17 protein-coding genes and 6 pseudogenes are annotated in these 24,575 nt (G+C 67.2%); 7 read left to right on the top strand and 16 right to left on the bottom strand.

Going from position 1 to position 24,575, the window contains the following annotated elements:
* Nucleotides 1-120 precede the first annotated feature (120 nt).
* Together CN538_RS24535 and CN538_RS13130 are read right to left on the bottom strand one after the other, a co-directional pair.
* Nucleotides 121-923 (bottom strand): annotated as a pseudogene (locus tag CN538_RS24535) (M48 family metallopeptidase).
* A gap of 162 nt (nucleotides 924-1,085) precedes the next feature.
* Nucleotides 1,086-1,703: a hypothetical protein gene (locus CN538_RS13130; RefSeq protein WP_106419721.1), complete on the bottom strand. Its 618-nt coding sequence runs from the start codon at nucleotides 1,701-1,703 to the stop codon at nucleotides 1,086-1,088.
* A gap of 152 nt (nucleotides 1,704-1,855) precedes the next feature.
* Between CN538_RS13130 and CN538_RS13135 the strand changes: the two are divergent.
* The 6 genes and pseudogenes from CN538_RS13135 to CN538_RS13155 all read left to right on the top strand — a co-directional run bounded on the left by CN538_RS13135 (nucleotide 1,856) and on the right by CN538_RS13155 (nucleotide 8,298).
* Nucleotides 1,856-2,729 (top strand): annotated as a pseudogene (locus tag CN538_RS13135) (ATP-binding protein).
* Between the two features lie 84 nt (nucleotides 2,730-2,813).
* Nucleotides 2,814-3,512 (top strand): hypothetical protein, encoded by a 699-nt coding sequence (locus CN538_RS13140; RefSeq protein WP_106419722.1) that lies wholly within the window; start codon nucleotides 2,814-2,816, stop codon nucleotides 3,510-3,512.
* Nucleotides 3,509-3,676, top strand: a complete 168-nt coding sequence (locus CN538_RS20445) for a hypothetical protein (RefSeq protein ID WP_164999602.1) — start codon at nucleotides 3,509-3,511, stop codon at nucleotides 3,674-3,676. The genes CN538_RS13140 and CN538_RS20445 overlap by 4 nt, the downstream gene beginning before the upstream one ends.
* Before the next feature lie 330 nt (nucleotides 3,677-4,006).
* Nucleotides 4,007-6,292 carry an ATP-binding protein gene (locus CN538_RS13145; protein ID WP_106419723.1) on the top strand — a complete coding sequence of 762 codons (2,286 nt, stop codon included), beginning with the start codon at nucleotides 4,007-4,009 and terminating at the stop codon, nucleotides 6,290-6,292.
* Nucleotide 6,293: 1 nt separating this feature from the next.
* The gene (locus tag CN538_RS13150) at nucleotides 6,294-6,683 is read left to right on the top strand and encodes a response regulator (protein WP_106419724.1); all 390 of its coding nucleotides are present in this window, start codon (nucleotides 6,294-6,296) and stop codon (nucleotides 6,681-6,683) included.
* The gene (locus CN538_RS13155) at nucleotides 6,673-8,298 is read left to right on the top strand and encodes a diguanylate cyclase (RefSeq protein ID WP_106419725.1); all 1,626 of its coding nucleotides are present in this window, start codon (nucleotides 6,673-6,675) and stop codon (nucleotides 8,296-8,298) included. Before CN538_RS13150 ends, CN538_RS13155 begins: the two co-directional genes overlap by 11 nt.
* A 36-nt stretch (nucleotides 8,299-8,334) precedes the next feature.
* On the opposite strand, the pseudogene der reads toward CN538_RS13155, so the two are convergent.
* From der to CN538_RS13220, 13 genes and pseudogenes are all read right to left on the bottom strand, one after another.
* A pseudogene (der, locus tag CN538_RS13160) lies at nucleotides 8,335-9,737 on the bottom strand (ribosome biogenesis GTPase Der).
* A gap of 235 nt (nucleotides 9,738-9,972) precedes the next feature.
* A complete protein-coding gene (bamB, locus tag CN538_RS13165) occupies nucleotides 9,973-11,133 on the bottom strand; it encodes an outer membrane protein assembly factor BamB (protein ID WP_106419726.1) in 1,161 nt (386 codons plus the stop codon).
* Nucleotides 11,130-11,789: a YfgM family protein gene (locus CN538_RS13170; RefSeq protein ID WP_106419727.1), complete on the bottom strand. Its 660-nt coding sequence runs from the start codon at nucleotides 11,787-11,789 to the stop codon at nucleotides 11,130-11,132. Before CN538_RS13170 ends, bamB begins: the two co-directional genes overlap by 4 nt.
* 129 nt (nucleotides 11,790-11,918) lie before the next feature.
* Nucleotides 11,919-13,208, bottom strand: a complete 1,290-nt coding sequence (hisS, locus tag CN538_RS13175; RefSeq protein ID WP_106419728.1) for a histidine--tRNA ligase — start codon at nucleotides 13,206-13,208, stop codon at nucleotides 11,919-11,921.
* Nucleotides 13,209-13,284: 76 nt separating this feature from the next.
* A complete protein-coding gene (ispG, locus tag CN538_RS13180) occupies nucleotides 13,285-14,400 on the bottom strand; it encodes a flavodoxin-dependent (E)-4-hydroxy-3-methylbut-2-enyl-diphosphate synthase (RefSeq protein ID WP_106419729.1) in 1,116 nt (371 codons plus the stop codon).
* 8 nt (nucleotides 14,401-14,408) lie between these two features.
* A complete protein-coding gene (locus CN538_RS13185) occupies nucleotides 14,409-15,479 on the bottom strand; it encodes a RodZ domain-containing protein (protein ID WP_106419730.1) in 1,071 nt (356 codons plus the stop codon).
* Nucleotides 15,480-15,516: 37 nt separating this feature from the next.
* Complete coding sequence (gene pilW, locus CN538_RS13190; RefSeq protein WP_106419731.1) at nucleotides 15,517-16,254, bottom strand: type IV pilus biogenesis/stability protein PilW; 738 nt, start codon at nucleotides 16,252-16,254, stop codon at nucleotides 15,517-15,519.
* A gap of 160 nt (nucleotides 16,255-16,414) precedes the next feature.
* A pseudogene (gene rlmN / locus CN538_RS13195) lies at nucleotides 16,415-17,547 on the bottom strand (dual-specificity RNA methyltransferase RlmN).
* An 82-nt stretch (nucleotides 17,548-17,629) separates the two neighbouring features.
* Nucleotides 17,630-18,058, bottom strand: a complete 429-nt coding sequence (gene ndk, locus CN538_RS13200) for a nucleoside-diphosphate kinase (protein WP_106419732.1) — start codon at nucleotides 18,056-18,058, stop codon at nucleotides 17,630-17,632.
* Nucleotides 18,059-18,317: 259 nt separating this feature from the next.
* Nucleotides 18,318-18,644, bottom strand: coding sequence for a HesB/IscA family protein (locus tag CN538_RS13205; protein WP_035469853.1), 327 nt, complete (start codon nucleotides 18,642-18,644; stop codon nucleotides 18,318-18,320).
* Between the two features lie 26 nt (nucleotides 18,645-18,670).
* Nucleotides 18,671-19,859: pseudogene (locus CN538_RS13210) on the bottom strand (aminotransferase class V-fold PLP-dependent enzyme).
* A 113-nt stretch (nucleotides 19,860-19,972) separates the two neighbouring features.
* Nucleotides 19,973-20,460: pseudogene (iscR, locus tag CN538_RS13215) on the bottom strand (Fe-S cluster assembly transcriptional regulator IscR).
* Between the two features lie 121 nt (nucleotides 20,461-20,581).
* Nucleotides 20,582-21,376, bottom strand: coding sequence for an RNA methyltransferase (locus CN538_RS13220; protein ID WP_106420651.1), 795 nt, complete (start codon nucleotides 21,374-21,376; stop codon nucleotides 20,582-20,584).
* 230 nt (nucleotides 21,377-21,606) lie between these two features.
* On the opposite strand from CN538_RS13220, the gene CN538_RS13225 reads away from it, so the two are divergent.
* The gene (locus tag CN538_RS13225) at nucleotides 21,607-22,401 is read left to right on the top strand and encodes an inositol monophosphatase family protein (RefSeq protein ID WP_035469855.1); all 795 of its coding nucleotides are present in this window, start codon (nucleotides 21,607-21,609) and stop codon (nucleotides 22,399-22,401) included.
* A gap of 220 nt (nucleotides 22,402-22,621) precedes the next feature.
* On the opposite strand, the gene CN538_RS13230 is transcribed toward CN538_RS13225, so the two are convergent.
* On the bottom strand, nucleotides 22,622-24,460 hold the full coding sequence (locus tag CN538_RS13230) for an autotransporter outer membrane beta-barrel domain-containing protein (RefSeq protein ID WP_207233497.1): 1,839 nt from the start codon (nucleotides 24,458-24,460) through the stop codon (nucleotides 22,622-22,624).
* Nucleotides 24,461-24,575: the final 115 nt, after the last annotated feature.

Below are 24,575 nucleotides of genomic sequence, written 5' to 3' on the forward strand. Positions count from 1 at the left end.
AGTCGTTCGAGATCGCACGTCCGTAGCGCGTCGTTGGCTAGCAGGTGGCAGATAGCAGACGGCCGCCGCCGGAGGTTTCCGGCGGCGGCCGTCGTCGTTGCGGGCCAGGATATCCTTAGCTTACGCCTTGCAGTTGGGCCGTCGCCCGGCCGCCTTGGCCTGCTCGTAGCGCGGCACCGCTTCGTCGAGGCGGTTTTTCAGCCCGCTCATGCGCTGGTCGTTACTGGGGTGGGTCGACATCCACGCCGGCGGCTCGCCCTGGCTGTTGGCGGCCATGTTCTGCCACAGCGCGAGGCTGGCGCGAGGATCGAATCCGGCATCTGCCATCAGATCCAGACCCACCAGGTCGGCCTCCGACTCCTGCTTGCGCGAGAATGGCAGGATCACGCCGTACTGCGCCCGGCGCCCAGTAACCCCATCACCTGCTCGCCGCCCGCGCCCTGCAGCCCGGCGGCGCTCTGCAGCACCGACAGCCCGGTCTGGGTGGCGGCCTGGGTAGAGACCCGCTCGTTGGCGTGGTGCGCCAGCACGTGGCCGACCTCGTGGCCGATCACCGCGGCGAGCTGGTCCTGGTTGGTGGCGACCTTGAGCAGCCCGGTGTTGACACGATATAGCCGCCGGGCAGGGCGAAGGCGTTGGCGGTGTCATCCTTGAACAGCTTCACCTGCCACTTGCCGATACCGGCGCTGGCCGGCACCTGGGCGGTGATGGTCGGCCACGCACTGCACGTAGCGCGCCTGGGCGCCGCCCACCGTGGGCAACTGCTGCTCGTACTGGCTGAAACTCTGCTTGCCCATCTGGGACAGCTCGTCGTCGGAGTAGAAGGCGAGCTGGTTGCGCCCCAGAGGCGAGGTGCTGCAGGCGCTGAGCAGCGCGGCGACGCCGAGAACGCCCAGGGCGCGGCGCGAGAGGGTGAGTGACATGCGGGTCTCCGAATACGAGTCTGGCGTTATCGTTGCTGTCTTGGCTGACGTCGAAGGCGGGCGGGGGCGGTGCCCGATCCGGCCCGTCGCGGCGCGTCAGCCCGTCCAAGATACCCGGCCTGCCCGGGCGGTCAACCGATGCGCAGCGGGGGGCCGCTGGCGTCACTCGGCCGGGGGTGTCGCGTCAGCGCGGGAGGCTTCGCTGACATCGAATTCCAGGGTCGGGGCCGAGACCACCCGTGCCAGCGCCGGCGGCAGTGCCGGGGTCAGGCTGAGATGGCTGCCCGGCGGAAGCTCGCCGCTGGCGCTGAGGCGGCGCGCCAGATCGAGCAGCGCGGCGACCTTCTGCGCGCGGCTGGGCAGGGCGTCGATGCCGCGCGGTTCGAGCGCCGCCGGTAGCGTCACTGTGGTGGTCTCGCCCGCGTGCAGCGGCACCGGCTGATCGAATTCACCGGCGACCGGCTCGGCCCCGGGCACCTGGAGTTCCCAGGCAAAGCCCTGGAGTTCGAGCGAGGGGGCGTTGGCGGGCAGCGAGAGCGCCAGCGGCAGATCGACGTTGACCGGCAGCCCGGCCAGGGCCAGCCCCGAGCTCAGCAGGGTCAGCTCGTCGATGCCTGCGAGGCCGGGGGCGAAGTGGTAGTTGCCGATACGCACGTTATCGACGCCGAGCGAGGAGAGCGCGATACGTCCGAGCAGGACACCGATCTGGGGCAGGGCGAGGCAGCCGCCGAGCAGGGAGACCAGCAGCAGAACGCAGGCAAGGCGGGCACGAGACGTCATCGTCTCTCCTCGAAGGGGGCATGGGAGGGCGCGCGCGTGGCCGGGCCCGACTGGACCCGGCGGCGCGCGCGGCACAAGATACGCTCATCGTGGCGATTGGCAATCCCCCGCCAGCGCCGGACGTGCAATATCGATCCGAGGAGACCCGAGAGATGGATGGAGAGCTGGCCCAACGACTGAGCCGACTGCTGGAACGTGTCGAGGCGTGGCTACCCGAGCAGCCCCCGGCTGGATTGGACCCGCGACGTGGCGGCGCTGTGGCAGTCGCATCCGTTGGGCGGTCAACTGGTACCGGTGGCGCCGCGGGATGCGGTGGGGCTCGACGATCTGATCGGCGTGGCGCGCCAGAAGCGCGCGCTGGTCGACAATACCCGCGCCTTCCTGCAGGGGCGCCCGGCCAACCACGCGCTGCTGTGGGGCGCACGCGGCAGCGGCAAGTCGTCGATGGTGCGCGCGCTGCTCAACAGCCTGGCCGGTGAAGGGCTGCGCCTGATTCAGGTCGACCGCCACGATCTGGTGGCGCTGCCGGTGCTGGTCCAGTGTCTGCGCGATCACCAGCACCGCTTCGTGGTCTACTGCGACGATCTCTCCTTCGAGGGCAACGACGACGCCTACAAGGCGCTCAAGAGCGTGCTCGATGGCACCTTGACCGGGCCGCCGGAGAACGTGCTGCTTTACGCCACGTCCAACCGTCGTCATCTGCTGCCGGAGTCGATGGCCGACAATCAGCAGACCCAACTGGTCGACGGCGAGCTGCATCATGGCGATGCGGTGGAAGAGAAGATCTCGCTCTCCGACCGCTTCGGGCTATGGCTGGCGTTCCATCCCTTCGATCAGCAGGCCTATCTCGAAGCGTGCCGCCACTGGGTCGAGCATCTCGGCGGTGCCGAGAGCTGGGGCGAGGCGGCGCGCGCCGAGGCGCAGCGCTATGCCACTTTGCGCGGGGTGCGCAGCGGCCGTGCGGCGTGGCAATTCGCCTGTCAGTGGGTCGGAACGCAGGCTATTCGTCCCATGCAATATCAATAGAATACGATATTCTTCTCGGGGAGCGCTCCTCTAGTCAAAGGTGTGAGGTGCGTGCTCATACCTTTGCTGCCCGAGAGGATTCGCGTGAAAGTCCTACGTCTACCCCTGCTGCTCATCTTTCTGGGTAGCCTACTGCTGGCGCTGTTCTTCGGCTGGATGCTGGTCCAGGCGCTGCACAACGACCGTGAGGCGTTTCGGCGCGATCTGGCGTTCCAATCCAAGGAGCAGGGCATTACCGTGAGTGCCGCCCGCGCCGGGCTCGAACGTCGCGTGCAGGTGCTTGCCAATCTGGCCGCCGATCCGGTGATTCGTAACCTGCTCTTGCAGGCAGCGCGCGAGCTGCCGGCTTCGCCGGCGCGCAACGCGATGTTGCGTGAACGCCTGCGGGCCAACCTCCAGCCCTACTGGGAGGCGCTGCGCGAGAGCGGGGCGCTGGAGCTCAATCTGTTCCTCCCCGATGCCAACGACATCGACCCGCTGGTGGGCATGGATCCCCCCGACACGCACGAGCAGCATTCGGGCGACAGCGACTACCTGCTGCGCCGGGCGCAGCATCTGCGCACGGTGGTCTTCGGCATCGAGTTCGATGGCCAGCGCGCCACCACCGGCGGCGTGCCCCCGTGCTGCACCCTGACGAAGGGCGTGATGGGCCGTTGGTCGGGTTGCTCGAAGTGGAGTTCGGCGTCGTGCCCAACGTCGAAGCCTTGTCGCACCAGTTGGAGAGCGGGGTCGCCATTCTGCTCCGCGCCGGCGGCGACGATACCGCGCCACGCTGGCGCGTGAGCGAGAGTTCCGCTGGGCCGATGGAGCAGTGGCTGGACCAGCAGCAGGCGCCTCGCGTCACGACGCAGAACGCCTGGCGCGTGGTCAAGGGTGACGACGGCCACGGCTATCTGCTCACCCTGGTGCCGTTGAGCCAAGTTGGTGACGCCATGCAGCGGCCGTGACCGCGGTGGCGATCTGGAAGGACATTTCGCTGCAGCTTAAGCAGCGCGACGAGCTGGTCATGGCCACCTGGTTGCGCTGGGGGCTGGCCTGGCTGATCGCCGAGGCGTGTCTGCTTCTATTGCTGTGGGGCACACGTCGGTCACGCGTGAGACCATGCTCGCCCACCAGCAGCGCCTGGAGCAGCAGAAGCATTCGCTGGTCGGGCTCAACCAGAGCCTCGAGGCGCAGAAGGAGGCACTGCAGACGCTCAACGACATCGCCGCGCTGCAGGAGACGTCGTTCCCGAGGCTGGTAGAGCGCGCGCTCGAAGCGGGGGCGGCGCTCTCGACATGCCGTACGCGATCGCCAACCGGATCAACGGTGAGGACTACATCATCCAGGCCGCCTATTCGCCGGATGACCGCTTCGTGCGCGGGCAGGTGCTCAGGACCAGCGATACCTTCTGCAGCGCGGTGGTGGCACGCAGCGACGTGGTGGCGTTCACCGACGCCGACACCGAGGGCTGGAACGACCACCGCTGCCGCCTGCTGTTCGGGCTGAAGAGCTACATCGGCGCGCCGATCTGGGTCCACGGTCAGCGCTTCGGCGCGCTTGCTTTCAGCAGCGAGCAGGTCCGCGGGCGGCCTTTCGACGAGGCCGATCGCGAGTTCGTGCGCCTGCTGGCCCGTTGGATTGGAGCGACCCTGATGCGCTGGCAGGAGGTCGAGGCGCGCGAGGAGATCGCCGGGCGTCTGGCCAAGATCGCCTCTCAGATCCCCGGGCTGATCTATCAGTATCATCAGGATCTCGATGGACACCCCTCGTTTCCTTATGCCAGCGAGGCGATACGTACCTATTACGGCGTCACGCCGGAGGAGGCCAAGCTCGATGCAACGCAGGTCTTCGAGCATATCGTGCCGGAAGACATGGAGCGGCTGCTGACGTCGATCAGCGAGTCGGAGAAAAATCTGACGCCATGGCACTGCGAGTATCGGGTGCAGCAAGCCAATGGCGAGATCCTCTGGCTGTCGGGTCAGTCGATCCCCGAGCGCGAGGCGGATGGCAGCACCACCTGGCACGGCTTCCTGCACGATGTCACCGAGCGCAAGCGCAGCGAGCGCCTGAAGACCGAGTTCATCTCCACCGTCAGCCACGAGCTGCGTACCCCGCTGACCTCGATCTCCGGCTCGCTGGGGTTGATCCAGGGCGGGGCCCTGGGTACGCCGCCGGAGAGCATGCGCTCGATGCTGAGCGTGGCGCACAGCAACGCCCAGCGCCTGATCATGCTGATCAACGACCTGCTCGACATGGAGAAGTTGGTCGCCGGCAAGATGACGTTCCAGATGCAGGAACAGCCGCTGATGCCACTGATCGACCAGGCGATCGAGGCCAATCAGGCCTACGCCGATCAGTTCAAGGTGCACTATGTGATCACCGAGCGTCTGGACGAGGCGGAGGTCAACATCGATGCCATGCGGCTGCAGCAGGTGCTGAGCAATCTGCTCTCCAACGCCGCCAAGTTCTCGCCTCCCGACATGCAGGTCGAGGTGCGCGTGGAGGCGATCGGTGAGCGGGTGCGGGTTAGTGTGATCGACCACGGCCCGGGCATCCCCGAGGCGTTCCACGAGCGTATTTTCCAGAAGTTCTCCCAGGCCGATGCTTCGAGCACGCGCAAGCAGGGTGGCACCGGGCTGGGGCTGGCGATCACGCGCGAGCTGGTCGAGCGCATGCGCGGCTCGATCAGCTTCTTCTCCGAAGAGGGGCAGGGGGCCTGCTTCTTCTTCGAGCTGCCGCGCCTGGTGCGCCCGGACGCCGCCGAGCGTGCGGCGCTGGCCGAGCGCCTGGCGGGGCAGGCGGAGGAGGCCGGGGGCGGTGCGGGGACACGCCTGCTGATCGTCGAGGACGATCCGGACACCGCCCTGCTGCTGGCGATCCTTATTCGACGCTGGGGCTATCAGGCCGAGGTCGCGCATACCCTGGAAGAAGCGCTAGGCTGGATCGAGCGGCGCAGTTTCGATGCCATCACCCTCGATCTGATGTTGCCCGACGGCAGCGGCCTGACCCTGCTGCGTCAGCTGCGCGAGCAGCCCGAGACGCGCGATCTGCCGGTGCTGGTGGTGTCGGCGATCGCCGGCGAGGGGCAGCTGGAGATCGGGGGGCAGCTCAACGCCGTCGACTGGCTGGCCAAGCCGTTCGACGAGCGGCGTCTGGCGCATGCGCTCAAGGGCTCGCTGAACGGGCGTCCGCAGCGTGAGCGCATCATGCACGTGGAGAGCGATGCCGACTTGACTCGGCGGGTCGCCGGCCAGATCGCAACGAGCATGACCCTGGACGTGGCGCGCTCGGTGGCCGAGGCGTGCTATCTGCTCGACAGCAACGACTACGGCCTGATCTCGCTCGACCTGACAGGGGATCATGGGCCTGGCTGGGAGATCATTCCGCTGCTCAGCCAGCTGCCGCATCATCCGGCGGTGATCATTCTCTCCGAGCATGCCTTGGCGCCGACGCTGCTCGGCCGGATCGATACCGCCATCGCGCGTCCCGGGCTCTCCGCCGAGGAGCTGCGTGAGGCCTTCGACCGTCAGCTGCAGGGTCGCCGCCGCGATGATGACAAAGACACGCAAGGAGATAGCTGACATGCAAGCGTTACACCGGGTTCTGCACGTCGAGGACGATCCGTCGATCCAGGAGGTGGCGCGGATCGCGCTGGAGGTGGTCGGCGGCATGCAGGTCGCCAGCTGCGACGATGGCCAGTCGGCGCTGGAAAAGGCCGCCGAGTGGCAGCCGGATCTGATCCTGCTGGACGTGATGATGCCCGGTATCGATGGCCCCACCACCCTGGCGCGACTGCGCGAGCAGGAAGCCACGCGGGAGATCCCGGTAATCTTCATGACCGCCAAGGTACAGCCCAACGAGATCGAGCACTACCGCAGCATCGGTGGGCTGGACGTGGTGATCAAACCGTTCGATCCGATGACGCTGGCCAGCCAGCTACGCGAGATCTGGGAGCGCAAGGATGAGCGATGAGGATGTCCGGACGCGGCTGGCGGCACTGCGCGTGCAGTACGCCGAGCGCCTCGGCAACGACCTGCAGACGCTGATAGCCCAGGCGCGAGAGCTTGCGGCGCGCCAGCGCAGCGTCGAGCCCGCGGCGCTGGAGACACTGCGCCAGGGGCTGCATCGGATTGCCGGCTCTGCCGGCACCTTCGGCTATCCGGCGCTGGGTCAGGAAGCGCGCGAGATGGAGCTGTGGGTGCAGACCGTGCTGGAGACGGCGGTGGCGCCGACGGCACCCATGCTCAGCGCGCTCGGCGACCGCCTCTGCGACAGCTATCGTCGGCTCGATACCCAGGCACCTACGCTGGCCGAACCGAACGCCGGCTATCCCCCGGGCGGCGAGGAGCGTCCGATACGGGTGGGGGTAATGGGTGCCGATGCCTGCGGAGCGCTGGAACAGGCGCTGAGTGGCTTCGGCTACGCCTGCCGGCGCTCGGCGACGCCCGACGAATGGCGCGAATGGCAGCCCGACGTGGCGGTGATCGATACCGCCTCGTTGAGCGCGGCGAGCTGGCAGGCATGCACTGCTGTGGTGCCCGGCGCCCGGCGTATCCTGCTCAGCGCCGATGGCAGCTTCGACGCCCGGCTGCAAGCGGTGCGCGACGGCGCTGACGGTTTCTTCACCCACCCGGTGGATGTGCCGGCGCTGGAGCGGCGTCTGCGCCATCTGGTCAGCCAGCCGCAGCAGGATCCCTATCGGGTGCTGATCGTCGATGACGACACCGAGCTGGCCGAGCACTTCCGCCTGACGCTGAAGGCGGCTGCCGGTATCGAGTCGCGGGTGATCGAGCACCCCAGCGACGTGCTGCGCGGCCTGCGTGAATTCGTCCCCGATCTGGTGCTGATCGATATCAACATGCCGGGCTGCTCGGGCCCGGAGCTGGCACGCTTGATCCGCTTCGACGATGACTGGCTGCGCATTCCGCTGATCTATCTCTCGGCCGAGTCTGACGCCCAGCGCCAGGCCCAGGCGCTGGCCCAGGCCGGTGACGACTTCCTGGTCAAGCCGATCTCCGATGTGGCGCTGACCGCGGCGGTGACCGCGCGCGCCCAGCGCTCGCGCCAGTTGAGCCAGGCGTTGGCCCGCGACGGCCTGACCGGGCTGATCAAGCACCCGGCGATCAAGGAGCTGATCGAGATCGAGCAGTCACGCACCCAGCGCAGCGGCGCCGAGGCGTGTGTGGTGATGATCGATATCGACTGCTTCAAGTCGATCAACGACACCTACGGCCACGGCACCGGCGACTACGTGATCCGCCTGCTCGCCAATCTGCTGCGTCAGCGCCTACGCCGGGTCGATCATATCGGCCGCTATGGGGGGGAGGAGTTCGTGGCGGTGCTGCCGGCGTGCTCGCTGGACAACGCCCGCGAGGCGATCGAGCGCATCCGTGAGAGTTTTGCTCAACTCGAGTGCGTGGCAGGAGAGGCGGTGTTCCATGTCACCTTCAGCGCCGGCGTGGCCAGCACCCTCGACTGGACCGACGCCGGCGCGCTGCTGGAAGCCGCCGATCGCGCCATGTACGAGGCCAAGCAGGGCGGGCGCAATCAGGTGCGGGTGGCGCGGGACGCCACGCCACAGACCTGACCACGTCGCCGTTGGATGCCCTGGCTCCAGGGCGCTTCAGCGGCGGTTCTTGCGTGCTTCCTTGGTCCGGCTGAGCTGACGCGCGCGCGCCTTTTCGCGGTCGCTGGCGTCGCTTTGCTTGTCATAGGGGTTGTCGCCTGAGCGGAACTCGAAGCGGATCGGCGTACCCCGTACCTTGAGCACCTTGCGGAAGGTGTTGGTGAGATAGCGCTTGTAGGCCTCCGGCAGCGCCGACGTCTGGTTGCCGTGGACGACGATGATCGGCGGATTGCTACCGCCCTGGTGAGCCATGCGCAGTTTGATCCGACGGCCGTTGATCAGCGGCGGCTGATGCTCGCTGACCGCGTCCTGCAGCAGCGTCGTCAGGCGGTTGGTCGACCAGTGGCTGTTGGCGCTGGCGAAGGCCTTGTCGACCGACTTGTAGAGATCGCCCACCCCGGTGCCGTGCAGCGCCGAAATGAAGTGCAGATCGGCGTAGTCGGCGAAGCCGAGACGGCGCTTGATGTCCGCGCGCATCTTCTCGCGCGCCTCCTGCTCCAGCCCGTCCCACTTGTTCACCGCCAGCACCAGCGCGCGGCCGCTCGACAGCACGTAGTCGAGCAGGTGCAGATCCTGTTCGACCAGGCCGCTGCGGGCGTCGAGGACCATGATCGCGACGTGGCACTCCTTGATCGCCTCGAGGGTCTTGACGATCGAGAACTTCTCGGCGGTGAGGGTGACGTTCTTGCGCCGCCGGATACCCGCGTATCGACCAGCACGTAGGGCTTGCCGCGGCGCTCGAAGGGGATCTCGATGGCATCGCGGGTGGTGCCGGCCTCGTCGAACACGACTACGCGGTCTTCGCCCAGCATGCGGTTGACCAGGGTCGACTTGCCCACGTTGGGGCGGCCGATCACGCCAATGTGCACACCGGGATGGCCACCCTGCGGGCCGGCCAGCGGGTCGCGGGCGGGGAAGGGCTCGAGCACTTCGTCGATCAGGGTGGTGACGTTGCGCCCGTGGGAAGCGGCGATCGGCCGCGGATCGCCGAGGCCCAGACCCCAGAAGTCGGCCATGCCGATCTGTTCGTCGAGACCGTCGGTCTTGTTGACCACCAGCCAGGTCTTCTTCTGGTTCACCCGCAGGTGATTGGCGATCGCCTGGTCCGCCGGCATTAGCCCGGCGCGGGCGTCGACCAGGAACAGCACGATATCGGCTTCGTCGATGGCGGTGAGCGACTGCTCTGCCATAGCGGCATCGATGCCTTGCTCGTCGCCACTGATACCACCGGTATCGATGACGGTGTAGGCCTTGTCGCCGAGCTGGCCGTTACCGTACTTGCGGTCACGGGTGAGGCCGGGGAAATCGGCCACCAGCGCGTCGCGCGAGCGCGTCAGGCGATTGAACAGCGTCGACTTGCCGACATTGGGGCGGCCAACCAGGGCGATAACGGGGGTCATGGCGATTCGCAAACGAGCAGCGGGAGAATGGCGCCGGCGCGGGATAGGCGTACGGCGACGTCAGGGTTGGGCGAGGGCAAAGATGCACTTCGCCTCGCGTTCTGGCGCGATTCTAGCATAGACCGCCGCCGGGCACAGACCACGATCCTTCGCCGGCATGCGCTGTGTCACGGCGGGCCCCAGACGACGACGGCCCCGTTTGAGCGGGGCCGTCGTCAACAACTAGTGCGCGTCTTCAGGGCTTGACGGTCTTGAGGTCGTAGGCGACCAGACGGCCATCGTTGGCGTAGACGTAGAGACGCTTGTCGCCGGTCAGCAGGGGCAGGGTGAGGCCGCTGCCGCTGACATGGGCGCGTCCGCTCATCTCGCCGGTGGTAGCGTCGAGCAGGTGCACGTAGCCCTCATAGTCGCCCACCGCGATATTGCCGTCGACGAAGGCCGGCGACGTCAGCCAGCGCCCTTCGAGGGTGTCGGCGTCCCACATCACGCGGCCGGAGTCGGCTTCGATGGCGAGCACGTGGCTGGCGGCATTGACCGTGAACAGGTAATTGCCCACCACCAGCGGGGTCAGGTAGCTCGACTCCTTGCGCTCCCACAGCACCTTGCCGGAGGTCGCTTCGAGGGCCACCAGACGGCCGTTGTAGCTGGTCACGAACAGGCGCCCGTCGCGGGTCAGCACCGGCTGGCCGTCGAGATCGACCAGCTGGTCGACTTCGGTACGGCCCTGGGGCACCGCGACACGCATGTCCCACAGCGGTTGGCCGCTACGGTTGTCGAGGGTCACCAGGCGGCCGTTGGCGAAGCCGGCGAAGGTGACCGGTTCGATGGTCCGCGGGGTACCGGTGCCGCGCAGGGTCAACGCCGGGATCGCGCTGGAGTAGATCCACCGCTCCTGGCCATCGGCTCGGTCGAGGGCGGTCACCGCGCCGTCGACGCTCTGCGCGATCACCAACTGACTGTTGACCTGCGGCGGTGCCAGCACTTCGCTGGAGACCCGCGAACGCCAGGCGATGCTGCCGTCGGTGCGATCCACAGCCAGGACTTCGCCGTTGCGAGTGCCCAGATAGAGGCGGCCGGGGTCGGCGCCAATGCCGCTGGAGATCGGCGTGCCGAGCTCCACTTCCCACTGGGTATCACCGCTGTCGGTATCGATCGCACGCAGATCGCCGGTCTGATCGACGGCGTAGATCGTACCGCCGTCGACCAGCGGGGTCAGCGGGTACTGGGCGCGGCCCAGACCCTCGCCGATGTCCTGACTCCAGCGCTCGTCGAGTTCGACGGTGGCGGGGAAGTCCTTGAGCTCCTTGGGCGGATACTGGGGTTCGACGCTACCGGCGCAGCCGGCCAGCAAGGTCGCGGTCAGCCCCAGGGGCAGCAGTAGGCGGGTCAGTTTCATGGGGTAGCGTCCTCTACACCGAGATCGTCGAGCTTGAGCTGAAGGCCGTAGAGCGTCTGGTCCGACGCCTGCGCCAGGTTCTGCGCTTCCTGATACGCCTGACGGGCGTCGTCGTTGCGGTCGAGGGCAACGAAGGCATCACCGCGCACCGCCTGGCGCTGCGCCTCGAGCGCTTCGGGGAAGCTTCCGTCGAGGGTCTTCAAGGCGCTGTCGGCGTCCTTGGCGGCGATCTGCAGGCGCGCCAGTTCGAGCTTTGCCAGCCCCTGCATGTAGGGGCGCTCGCTGTCGGCGATCACCGGTTCGAGCGCCTTCCGGGCGCGGGCGTCGTCGTTGGCGCCCACCGCCAGCTTGGCCTCGATCAGGCCAGCGAGATCGGCATAGAGCGTGCCGCCGTGATCGCTCTCGAGCTTGTCGGCCAGCTCGAAGGCCTGGGCGCGCGCCTTGTCATCGATGCTATCGCTGGCGGCGATGGCGATGAGCTGCTGATAGGTCACCGAGGCCTCGGCGGACTGATTCTCCTGATGCCGCTGCCAGGCGTGCCAGCCCAGCACCAGCGCCACGGCGACGACGATGCCGACCAGCAGCGCGGTGCCATTGGACTTCCACCACTCCTTGATCGCATCCAGCTGTTCTTCTTCGCTTCTCAGCTCCGCCACGGGCGGTCTCCTTACACTGTGTGACTCGGCGCCCGCTCAATCAGGCGCGCTATCGATGCCGTCTAGGCTTTTCCTGGGTCGCACGGATGCCGTCTCCGGCGCCGCGGGCACCGGAGACGGCGGCTGGCGTCACGCCTCGCCGACGATACGCTCGGCGAGCCAGGCGATGGCCGCGTCCTGGTCCAGGGTCTGCTGCTCGCCGTCATCGCGCAGCGGCTTGAGAGTCAGACGGCCATGGGCGATCTCGTCCTCGCCCAGGATCAGCGCGACCCGGGCGCCGCTGCGGTCGGCGCGCCGGATCTGGCTCTTGAAGCTGCCGCCGCCGCAGTGTACCTGAAGGCGCAGCGCCGGCAGAGTGTCGCGCAGGCGCTCGCCGAGCAGCAGGGCCTGGCGCTCGGCGCCGTCACCCATCGCCAGCAGGTAGGCGTCGACACCGCCCATGGCTTCGTCGGGGATCAGTTCCAGGGTCTCCAGCAGCAGCATCAAGCGTTCGAGGCCGATGGCGAAGCCCACCGCCGGCACGGCCTTGCCGCCGAGCTGCTCGACCAGCCCATCGTAGCGGCCGCCGCCACACACTGTACCCTGGCTGCCCAGCGCCGTGGTGGTCCACTCGAATACGGTGCGCGAGTAGTAGTCGAGCCCGCGTACCAGGCGTGGATTGAGACGGTAGCCGATGCCGGCGGCATCCAGGGTCGCCTTGAGCTGCTCGAAGTGCTCGCGCGACTCGTCGTCGAGATGATCGAAGAGCTGCGGGGCGCCGGCGAGCATCTCGGCCATGTCCGGGTTCTTGGAGTCGAGGATGCGCAGCGGGTTGCTGGTCAGGCGTCGCTGAGAGTCCTCGTCGAGCACCTCGCGGTGGGCCTCGAAGTAGGCCACCAGCGCCTCGCGGTAGCGCGCCCGGGCCTCGGGCGAGCCGAGCGAATTGAGTTCGAGCGTGACGTATTCGGACATGCCCAGCTGGCGCCACAGGCGCGCCGACAGCAGGATGATTTCGGCGTCGATATCCGGCCCGGTCATGCCGTAGGCTTCGATACCGATCTGGTGGAACTGGCGGTAGCGCCCCTTCTGCGGCCGCTCGTAGCGGAACATCGGGCCCATGTACCAGAGCCGCTGGGTCTGGTTGTGCAAAAGGCCGTGCTCCATCGCCGCGCGCACCACCGCTGCGGTGTTCTCCGGGCGCAGGGTCAGGCTCTCGCCGTTGCGGTCGTCGAAGGTATACATCTCCTTCTCGACCACATCGGTGGCTTCGCCGATCGAGCGCGCGAACAGACCGGTCTGTTCGACGATCGGGGTGCGGATCTCGCGGTAGTCGTAACGCGCCACCAGCGCGCGCAACTGGTGTTCCAGGTACTGCCACGCGGGCGACTGATCCGGCAGTAGATCGTTCATGCCGCGGATGGCTTGTATCTTGTTGCTCAACTGACACTCCTGCCTAAAGCAAAGCGCCGCGGACTCCCGGCCCGCCGGCGCTGGATGGTTCTTCGAGAGAAAGGGGTCAGGCCCCGCGGGCGATCACGGCCTCGTCGCGCGCTTCCTTCTCCTTGGCCTTGGCCCGGATCAGCGCTTCGAGATCGTCGACCAGATGGTCGTTGCGCAGCTTGCTCGCCGGCTTGCCGTCGATATAGACCAGGTTGGCGGGGCTGCCGCCAGTGAGCCCGATATCGCTCTCCTTGGCCTCGCCCGGGCCGTTGACCACGCAGCCGATCACCGAGACGTCGAGCGGGGTCATGATGTCGTCGAGGCGCTCCTCGAGGGCATTCATGGTGCCGATCACGTCGAAGTTCTGGCGCGAGCAGCTAGGGCAGGCGATGAAGTTGATGCCCTTCGAACGCAGCCGCAGGCTCTTGAGCATGTCGTAACCGACCTTGATCTCCTCCACCGGATCGGCGGCCAGCGAGACCCGGATGGTGTCGCCGATGCCATCCATCAGCAGCATGCCCAGGCCGATCGAGGACTTGACCGTACCCGAGCGCAGACCGCCCGCCTCGGTAATACCGAGATGCAGCGGCTGCTCGATCTGGGTCGCCAGCTGGCGGTAGGCGGCCACCGCCATGAACACGTCGCTGGCCTTGACGCTGACCTTGAAGTCGGGGAAGTCGAGGCGATCGAGGTGGTCGATATGGCGCATGGCGGATTCGACCAGCGCTTCCGGCGTCGGTTCGCCGTATTTCTTTTGCAGATCCTTCTCCAGCGAGCCGGCGTTGACTCCGATACGGATCGGAATGCCGTGATGGCGCGCGGCGTCGACCACCGCACGCACTCGCTCTTCGCGGCCGATGTTGCCGGGATTGATGCGTAGACAGTCGACGCCCAGTTCGGCCACGCGCAGGGCGATCTTGTAGTCGAAGTGGATGTCGGCGACCAGCGGCACGCTGACCCGACGCTTGATCTTGCCGAACGCTTCGGCGGCATCCATATCCGGTACCGAGACGCGCACGATATCGGCGCCGGCCACCTGCAGGCGCTCGATCTGTGCGACCGTGGCATCGACATCGAGCGTGTCGGTGTTGGTCATGCTCTGCACGGAGATGGGGGCGCCGCCGCCGACGGCGACGTTGCCGACATGGATCTGACGCGAGAGGCGGCGGGTGATCGGAGAGTGCATGTGCATGTTGCTTCTCAGTCTCCCAGCGTGAAGCGGGCGACGTTGTTGCCGCCGGTGTATTGGCCAAGGTCGACCGTCTGGCCGCGGTAGCGCAGCGAGACACCGCTGGCGTTGCCGATGGTCAGACGGAAGGGCGGTTTGCCGCGGGCAGTCGCCTGACTGCCGGCGGACTGCAGACCGCTGAAGATGCGCTTGTCGGTGGCGTCGTAGATCTCGGTCCACGACTGCTCGTTGAAGGTCAGTGCGAGCGTATTGACGTCGGCACTGGGTGTGCTTTGGGCGCTCTCGTCACTGGACGCCGCGGCGGTCTCGGCACTCTGGCCCGCAGCGCCTTGATCGGCAGTGCCTTGGGCGTCTGCACCAGCGCTCGCGCTGCCTTGGGGGGCAGCGGTCTGGGCGCTGGTGGCGACGGACTGGGCCTCGCGCTCGTCGGCTGCCGGTGTCGCGCTGTCGCTGGCCGGCGCGGCAGTGGCATCGCCACCGACGGCGGCGTTATCGGCGGCCGGGGTGTCGGCAGCCGTGGGCATCGGCGGCAGCGCGGTATCACTGTTGGGTGCGAGCTGGGTGCCGGTATCGGCGGCCGGCGCCGCGTCGCTCGTGCCGTCGAGGGAGTCGACCGCGATCGGGGAATCGTCACTGCCGCCACCGAACAGATCGTTGCCCTCGCGGCTCTGCCACCACAGCAGGGTGAGACCGATCAGCCCGACGATCACCAGCAGGGTGAACAGTCGGAAGATCCAGGCCCCGACCCGTGACGGTGGCCGCGTGGTGTTCACCGGCGAGAGCTTGCGCTCGATATCGGACTGGCCGTGGGCGGCGTTGTAGGCGCTCACCACCTGGCGCTCGTTCATACCCAGCAGACGCGCGTAGGCGCGCACGTAGCCACGGCGGTAGGCGGCGATGGGCACCTGCTCGAAGTTGTCCTGCTCGAGCCCTTCGACCACGCTGGGGCGCAGGTTGAGCTGCAGCGCCACCTCGTCGAGGCTGAGGCCCTGACGTTCACGTTCTGCCCGCAGCATCTCGCCGGCGGACTCGGCGTGGGTGCTGCGCTCGCTCTCTTGCTGCTGTTCGTCGATGGCGCTCATGCGCGAAAATCCTTCTGCATTCTAGGGTCCATGCGCCTCAGGAACCGCCCAGCTGTTGACGGTAGAAGGCCGCCCGCGCCGAATCGCCCTGGGCGCTGGCGATGTCGCTCGCCAGGCGCAGGCTCTCGGGGCTGGTGCCGGCCACGGTGAAGTAACGCTGCAAGCGTTCCCAGGCGCGTTCGTTATTACCCTGCGTATGATCGATGCGTGCCAGGGCAAGCAGGCTGCGCGCGTTGCGCGGATCGATGTCCAGCGCGCGACGATAGCTCGCCTGCGCCGCCTGGGCATCGCCCGTCATGTCCTGGCACTGGCCCAGATTCGCGAACAGCTGGGCGCGTTTGGTATAGGTGATGTCGCGGCTCGCCAGCGTTAGTTGCTGACACGCCTGCGCATAGCGCTCGCGCTGATAGAGCAGCGCGGCGTAGTTGTTGCGGATACGGGTGGCGTCGGGCGCCGCCGCCAGCGCGCGCTCGAAGAAGCGCGCGGCGAGGTCGAGTTCACGCTGGCGCTGATAGAGCAGCGCCAGACCCTCCAGCGCCTCGGCGTCACGCGCATCGAGTTTCAGCGCGTGTTCCAAAGCCTGCTGGGCGCGGGGCAGGTTGTTCTCGGCCAGATACGCCTTGCCCAGGCGGGTGTAGGCGGCGGCCGCGTCGCTCTTGCTCTCGGCGCGCGGCGCATTGGAGGCCACCGGGGTGGCGCAGCCGTTGATCAGGCACGCCAGGCCCACGGCGATAGCGACAGCGCGTACCGGTGGTGGACAGAATTGGCGGCTCATTGACGGCTCTCCCGCAGCTCGGACACGCGTTGCGTGCTGGCCTTGTTCCGAACGGCTGAAAACAAAGCGGTTTTGGGGCTCCCATCAAAGCGCCGCACCGGATCGAAGTCAAGGCGGCGAGAGTACGATCGGCACCGGATGGGGACGCAGCGGAACCGATTCAGTCGGCGTCGAGCTGGATCGACTGAATATAGCGTTCGTGGCGCTTGGTCCGATCCTTGACCCGGCCGACCAACTGGCCGCAGGCGGCGTCGATGTCGTCGCCGCGGGTCGAGCGCACCGGCGCGGTGTAGCCCAGGTCGTAGAGCCAGCGCTGGAAGCGCATGACCTGATTGCGCGACGGGGTCTCGTAGCCCGAGTGCGGGAACGGATTGAACGGGATCAGGTTGATCTTGCACGGCAGCTCGTCGAGCAGTTTGGCCAGCTGTTCGGCGTGCGCCTGCTGGTCGTTGACGTCCTTGATCAAGGTGTACTCGATGGTGATATGGCGGGTGTCGCCACACTTGTCGAGGTAACGCTTGCAGGCGTCGAGCAGCTTGCGAATGTTGTACTTGCGGTTGAGCGGCACCAGCTCGTTGCGCAGCTCGTCGTTGGCCGCATGCAGCGAGATCGCCAGGCTCACGTCGAGCTCGTCGCCGAGCTTGTCGATCATCGGTACCACGCCGGACGTAGAGAGCGTCACCCGGCGCTTGGACAGACCGTAGGCGTTGTCGTCGAGCATCAGCTTCATCGACGGCACCACGTTGTCGTAATTGAGCAGTGGCTCGCCCATGCCCATCATCACCACGTTGGTGATCGCGCGGCGGCCGTCGGCAGCGCTCATGCGCCCGCCGGCACGCTGCTGGGCGACCCACACCTGGCCGATGATCTCGGCGCTGGTGAGATTGCGCTGGAAGCCCTGCTTGCCGGTGGAGCAGAAACTGCAGTCGAGCGAGCAGCCCACCTGGGACGAGACACACAGGGTGCGGCGCGTACCGTTGTCGGCGGGGATCAGTACGGTCTCGACGTAGCTGCCGTCCTCGACTTCGAGCACCCACTTGCGCGTGCCATCGCTGGAGGTGCCTTCGTAGACCACACCCGGGCCGCGAATCTCGGCGTGCTCGGCCAGACGCGCGCGCAGCGGCTTCGACAGATTGGTCATCGACTCGAAATCGTCGCAGCCTTCCTGGTGGATCCATTTCATGACCTGGGCGGCGCGAAACTTCTTCTCGCCCAGCGAGACGAAGAAGGCTTCCATCTGTTCGGGGAGAGACCCAGAAGATTGGTACGCGGGGTGTCAGTGGCAGCGCTCATGGCAACGGGACCGGCTCGAGAATGGCGGGGTGTCCGGGGGACGTGGGCGACGACCGGCCGCAGCGGCCGGTCGTCGGGCAAATCAGCCGCGCGGGCAGATGTCGCTCTCTTCGAAGAAGTAGCTGATTTCGCGCGCGGCGGATTCGGCGGCGTCGGAGCCGTGTACCGCGTTGGCGTCGATGGAGGTGGCGAAGTCGGCGCGGATGGTGCCCGGCTCGGCTTCTTTCGGGTTGGTGGCACCCATCAGCTCGCGGTTCTTGGCCACGGCGCCTTCACCTTCGAGGACCTGGACCATGACCGGACCGGAGGTCATGAACGCGACCAGGTCGGCAAAGAAACCGCGCTCTTTGTGCTCGGCGTAGAAGCCTTCCGCCTGCGCCTGGGAAAGGTGCAGCATCTTGGCTGCGACGATGCGCAGGCCGGCTTTCTCGAAACGGCTGTAGATGTCGCCAATCGCGTTCTTGGCAACGGCATCGGGCTTGATGATGGACAGCGTGCGCTCGGTAGCCATGAGTTCGGTCTCCTGATCAGTAGAGAAAGATGGAACCGGCCGCGATGGCGGCCGGGTATCCGGTTGGGATAGATGAAACGACGCGCCACCGGAGTGGCGCGTCGTCGAAAACGGCTTCGGCCAGGCGCTTTCTACCTCGATACTCTGGGAGAAGGGGCCGAAAAATCGCGCCATTGTAGCCTAAGCATCCGAGGGACGCACCCCGGCTGCCCGCTGCTGTCAGACGTTGAAGCTTCCGTTCAGACGCTGAAGCTTCCGTTCAGACGCTGAAGCTCTCGCCGCAACCGCACTCGTCGGTGACGTTGGGGTTGTTGAAGCGGAAGAAGCGGTTGAGCCCTTCGTTGACGTAGTCGACCTCGGTGCCATCGAGGATCGCCAGCGCCTCGCGGTCGACCAGCACCTTGACCCCGCGCTCCTCGAAGGCGATCTCGTCGTCGCGCGCTTCGTCAGCGATATCGAGGACGTAGCTGTAGCCGGAGCAGCCGCTCGGCTTGACCGCCACCCGCAGCCCCAGGCCGCTGCCGCGTTCGGCGAGCACGTGGCGGATCTGATTGGCGGCGGCTTCACTGATGCTGATGCTTTGCATGGCTGTCTCTCCCTGCTCGTGGCGAGTCAATGGCTCGCCTCGCGTTGATGCATGGCGGCACTGGCCGGTCGGCGCAGGCCGTCTAGCGCGCGGCGGATCTCCACCACGGCGTTGTCTATGTCGTCGGCGCGGGTGAAGCGGCCGAAGCTGAAACGGATCGATGCCAGCGCCTGGGCGTGGGGCACGCCGATCCCCTTGAGCACGTAGGATGGGTCGACGCTGGCGGAGTTGCAGGCCGAGCCGGTGGAGACCGCGAGCCCGCGCAGGGCCATCAGCAGCGACTCGCCGTCGACCCCATCGAAGGCGAGATTGACGATATTGGGCACGCTGTGCGCCGCCGGCGAGTGGTTGTGAATGCCCGAACAGGGCGCCAGCCCGTCGAGAAAGCGCTGGCGCGCAGCTCGCGCAGGCGGGCGTCGTCCCGCTCGCGCTCGTCCAGGGCCAGCGTAAAGGCCGCGCCCATGCCGACGATCTGATGGGTGGGCAGGGTGCCGGAGCGCATGCCGCGCTCATGCCCGCCGCCGTGGATCAGCGCCTCCACGCGCAGGTTTGGGTCGCGGCGTACGTAGAGCGCGCCGATCCCCTTGGGGCCGTAGGCCTTGTGCGCCGACAGCGACATCAGGTCGACCCCCATGGCGGTGACGTCGAGCGCCAGGCGCCCCGCGGCCTGGGCCGCATCGCTGTGGAAGAACGCGCCGTGGGCGTGGGCGACTTCGGCCAGGGCGGCGATATCGTTGATGCTGCCGAGCTCGTTGTTGACCGCCATCAGCGACACCAGCACGGTGTCGTCGCGCATCGCCTCGCGTAGCGCCTGCGGGGTGATCAGGCCTTCGCGGGTCGGGGTCAGCCAGGTGACCTCGAAACCCTCGGCCTCCAGCGCCTTGGCCGTGTCGACCACCGCCTTGTGTTCGATGATCGAGGTGACCAGATGGCGGCCGCGGGCGCGGTTGGCGCGCATCAGGCCGGTCAGGGCCAGGTTGTCGGCCTCGTGGCGCCGGAGGTCCAGACGATCTCGCGCGGATCGGCGCCGATCAGGTCGGCGACCTGGCGGCGGGCCTGTTCCACCGCCTGCTCCGCCAGCCAGCCCGGCATATGGCTGCGCGAGGCGGGGTTGGCGTAGACCCCGTCGAGCGTCAGATGACGCATCATCTGCTCGACCACGCGGGGGTCGGCAGGGGTGGTGGCGGCATAGTCGAGATAGATGGGGGCGCTCATGGCACTGCGAATCCCTAGGGTCGGTCGAGGGGCGCGACGTCTTTTCCAATCAACGCCTGTCTAAAGCAAGGTGCCTCTAAAACATAAAGGTGCCTCTAAAACATCATAGCTGCTCAGTGCGACGAAACCGTGATCGTCGCCGGATCGTCCTGGCGCGAGGCTGGCGTCTGCCGCTGGCGCTCGGCGATCACCCGCACCTCCTCGCGGCGCACCAGCTCCTGCAGCGTGATATCGCGCTGAGAAAGCGCTGGATCTCGTCGGAGAGATCGCACCATAGATGGTGGGTGATGCACTTGCTGCCCTGCTGGCAGTCGGCCTGGCCGTGGCAGCGGGTGGCGTCCACCGACTCGTTGACGGCGTCGATCACCCCGGCGACCGAGATCGCCTCGGAGGCACGCGCCAGCCGATAGCCGCCGCCCGGGCCACGCACGCTGGTCACCAGTTGCGCCCGGCGCAGGCGCGCGAACAGCTGCTCGAGATAAGAGAGCGAAATGCCCTGGCGCTTGGAGATATCGGCCAGGCATACCGGTCCCTGATCGGCGTTGAGCGCCAGATCGAGCATGGCGGTGACGGCGTAGCGGCCCTTGGTGGTCAAACGCATCGGCGGAGTCGGCGGTCGCTGCAAAGATGCCGGCATTATGGAAAACCCGAGTAGAACGGTCAACCATTCCCCGCAGCGCCGCACCGCCCCGGCATCTATCGTGTTGAGGCCGCCGGCCTGCTCACTCGCCGTCGCGATTTGGAGATGGCGCGATCTCGCGCAGGCGCTTGTCCATGGTGCCGAGGATGCCGCGCAGGATGTTCATCTCCATGCTGTCGAGATGCGCGCGCAGGAACAGCCGGCGCAGACGGGCCATGAGCTGGCGCGGGTTCTCCGGGTCGTGGAATTCCAGCGTGGTCAGGGTGCGTTCCAGATGGGCGAAGAAACGCTCCATGTCGGCGTGGCTGGCCGGCGGGTTGTCCCAGGCCACGCCGAACGGCTGGGCGGTTTCGTCATCCGCGCCCGGGGCCGGCTCGCTGGCGCCGAGCCACGCCTGACGGCACTCGTAGGCCAGCACCTGCACCGCCGCGGCGAGGTTGAGCGAGCTGAAGTCGGGGTTGGTGGGGATGTGCACGTGGCGATGGCAGCGCTGTAGCTCGGCATTGGTGAGCCCGGTATCCTCGCGGCCGAACACCAGCGCGACCCGGCTCTGGCGTGGTGCCAGCGCCGCGGGCAGGCTCTCCGCCAGGGCCCGCGGGCCGATCAGCGGCCAGGGGAGATGGCGCGAGCGCGCGCTGGCACCCACCACCAGGGTGCAGTCGGCGACCGCCTCTTCGAGCTGGTCGTGGACGCGGGCGCCTTCCACCAGTGCGTTGGCGCCGGAGGCGCGGGAGTAGGCCTCGCGATCCTGGGGGTCGCAGCGCGGCGCCACCAGCGCCAGGTCGTCGAGCCCCATGTTGCGCATGGCGCGGGCGGCCCCGCCGATATTGCCGGGGTGGCTGGTGCCGATCAAAACGATACGAATACGGTCGAGCATGCTGGAGGTGTCGAACGTTGGTGTGTCGAACATGGGTGTGTCGAGCCTGGGGGTGTCGAGAAGCGGGATACCGAGCCCAGGGCTGGCGAGCATGAGCGCGTCGGCCATCGGGCGCAAAACGGGAAAACGCATAGTCTATCATGCCCGTGCTCTGTTAGACTCTGCCGCGCTCTTTAACAGCTTTCGATCCCGCTCTCGATACCGTTCTCGAAGATACCAAGGCCAGATCCATGCATCCGATGGTTCAATTCGCGCTGCGTGCCGCACGTAGCGCCGCTGAACAGTTCGTTCGCATCCGCGACCGTCTCGAAGTCAGCCACGATGAGCAGGCCACCTCCGGTCTGCTGCAAGACACCGCGCGTAACGCCGAAACGCTGATCGTGCATCAGCTCTCCCGCGGTTACCCCAAACACGGCGTGTCCGGACGCTTCACCCCTTACCGCGAAGGCAAGGGCGAGGAGCGCGACACCGTATGGCACATCGAGCCCTTTCACGGCGAATCCAATCTCGGCGTGGGCAGCCGCCAGTTTGCGATCTCGATGGTCTGTCTGGTCAAGGGTCGCCCCGAGCATGCGGTGATCGTTGCGCCGTTCAGCGACGACGAGTTCCTGATCAGCCGCGGCCGCGGTGCCCAGGGCAACGGCAAGCGTCTGCGCGTCTCCAAGACGGTCGGCGTGCCCGGGGCGCGCCTTGCGCTCTCCTGGCCGAGCGAAGAGTACCGCTCGCGCTGGCTGCCGCAGTATCTGACCGTGGTCGAGCGTCTCGGGCCGCAGATCGATACGCTGATCGGCAGCGGCTGCGCGCTGCTCGACCTGCTCGAGTTCGCCGCCGGGCGTACCGATGCCGCCTTCGTGCTTGGCCTCGAGGAGCAGGATCACTGGGTCGGCTCGCTGCTGCTCAAGGAAGCCGGTGCGCTCTCCGGTGCCATCGACGGCTCGCCCAGCGTGGAAGTGGGCGGCACCCTGATGGCTGCCGGCCCGCGCCTCTACAAGGCGCTGGCACAACAGCTCAAAGCGAGCGTCTGACGCCTCGAGTGCCACGCCCGCCGTGCGCCAAGCGCTGCTGAAATAAAGACACCCCGCCGGTTTCGCTGGTGGGGTGTCTTTGTTTATGGCGGGTATTTATGTTCCGTGTCGATGGTGCGGGCTGCTAGAAGAGCGTTTCTGCCTTGTCCTGCGCTGAGCTGTCCTGCGCTGAGTTTTTCCGCGCTGGGGGGAGGAGGCGCCGGATAGGGCGCCCCTGCACCTAGATACGCTTGCCCAGATTCACGAACAGCGTGCTGGTGCGCGCATTGTCGGGATCGACGCTGGCACCGAGCTGGGTATCGAGGCCCCAGAGCGTGGCACGGGCGCCGACGTTGACCTCGACATAGTCACGATCGAAGGTGAGTTTGGGCACGCGATACTCGCCCAGCTGCGGCAGGCTCTGCAGGGTCGCCGCGACGCCTTCGCTCTCTTCGAACTCGTGGTTATAGGTGAGCTGCAGGTAGGGGTTGAGCGTCGGCCCGTGGCGGCGGATCTGCCAGCCGACCCGGCCCACCAGTGAGTCGATGTCCTGGTCGGGATAGCTCAGCGAGGTCGACGCCTGACCCTCTTCGTCATAGCCATCGAGCTTGACCCGCTGCCAGGTCACTCCGGCGATCGGCCCGGTGCGCACGTCGCCCTCGGGAATCGCGAAGGCGCGGAACTCGTAGCCGGCGTTGAGCGCGGCGGTCAGGTTGCTGCCCTCCGGCGAGCCGCGGTGGTGGCGGGTCGCGCTGCCCAGCTGCACTTCGCGATCGATATCGTAGTCGAGCCAGCTGTAGCTCAATTGGGCGTTGACCCAGGCGCTCTCGGCATACCAGCCGGAGAAGAGGCCGACGGTGGTGTCCTTGCGCTGGAAGTCGCCGCGGCCGTCGCCGAAGTCGGCATCCTGATCGCCGTAGCCGACAAATCCACCCAGTACCAGCCCGTCCCGATACCAGTCCACCCCGAACAGCCCCGCCGGCATGCTGGCGTCATACAGATCGCCGGAGTCGAGCTGCTGATGTTCGGCGCGCAGGTCGCCCCACCAGCGCAGGCCGTTGGCCAGCGGCACCGCATCAAGATGCTCGGCGACCCGATTGGCCCGCGAGCGGCCGCTGAGAACCGCCGAGTGGGTCAGCAACTGCTGCTGCTGCGGGGCTTCGAGCAGCGAGATCACGTACTCGCCAATGATCCGATGGGTGGCGGTGGTGGGGTGGACGTCGTCAGCGAACACATAGGTTTCGTCGGCGCCGGGGGCGACCAGAGTATTGGGTACACAGCGGCAGCGTCTGGGTACAGGCGCGGTCGGTGACATTGGTGAAGCCGTAGGCGGCGGGCTCGGCGACCACCTCCTGCAGCAGACCGAAGGTATCACCGGGATCACCTCGGCGCCACTGGCGGCCACCGCGGCGTAGAGCGCGCTGTTGTACTGGCTCGCCAATGCGGTGGCAGTCGCGCTGGTCACAGGGTCACCGTTGAAGCGCGGCGTCAGGCCGAAGTCGGGAATGTTGAACAGCAGCACATGGCGCGCGCCGGCGCCTTCCAGCGTGGCGAGAATACCGGCGGTGCCGGTGACCGCCGTAGTGATGGTGCTCTGGGCGTCGGCGCCGCCGGCCACCGCGAATAGATCGTTGGCGCCGCCCCAGACGGCGTAGAGGGCATCGCCATCGGCCACACCGCCGGTGCTGGCGAGGTAGGTCGCGACCTGCTCGCTGAGGGCGGGTGCGGCGCCGAATGGGGTCGCCGCGGGGGTGGTCACCCGGGCGCCGCCGGCGGCGTAGTCGTTGCCGCCGACATTGCTGGGCTGGGCGTTGCTGGCGTAGTGGCCGGCGACCCGCTCGGCCCATACCGGCCCGGGGTTAGTGGTGAAACGGCCGATGAACGCCTGCTGGCTCGGCGTCAGCGAGAGCGCGCTGCCGATGGCGCCACGGTAGTAACCGCTATCGCTCAGGCTATCGCCGAAGAAGACGGTGTCGTCGAAGGTGTCATGGAAGCTGGAGGCGGCCAGCGCCGGGAGCGGCAGGGCGCTGGCCCCGACGATCACCCCCAGCGCCAGTTGCCGAGAGCGCGGCATTGGCATGGTGTCGATCCCTTGTGAGCTGTTGTCATGGCGCGTGGGAGTGCAGGCCGGCCCCGGCAGCGGGGCGACGAGCGGTCCTCAAACGAGCGTTTACGTTATGACACAGCGCCGCCGC

Source organism: Salinicola tamaricis (genome assembly GCF_003006155.1).
GTDB classification, from domain to species: domain Bacteria; phylum Pseudomonadota; class Gammaproteobacteria; order Pseudomonadales; family Halomonadaceae; genus Salinicola; species Salinicola tamaricis.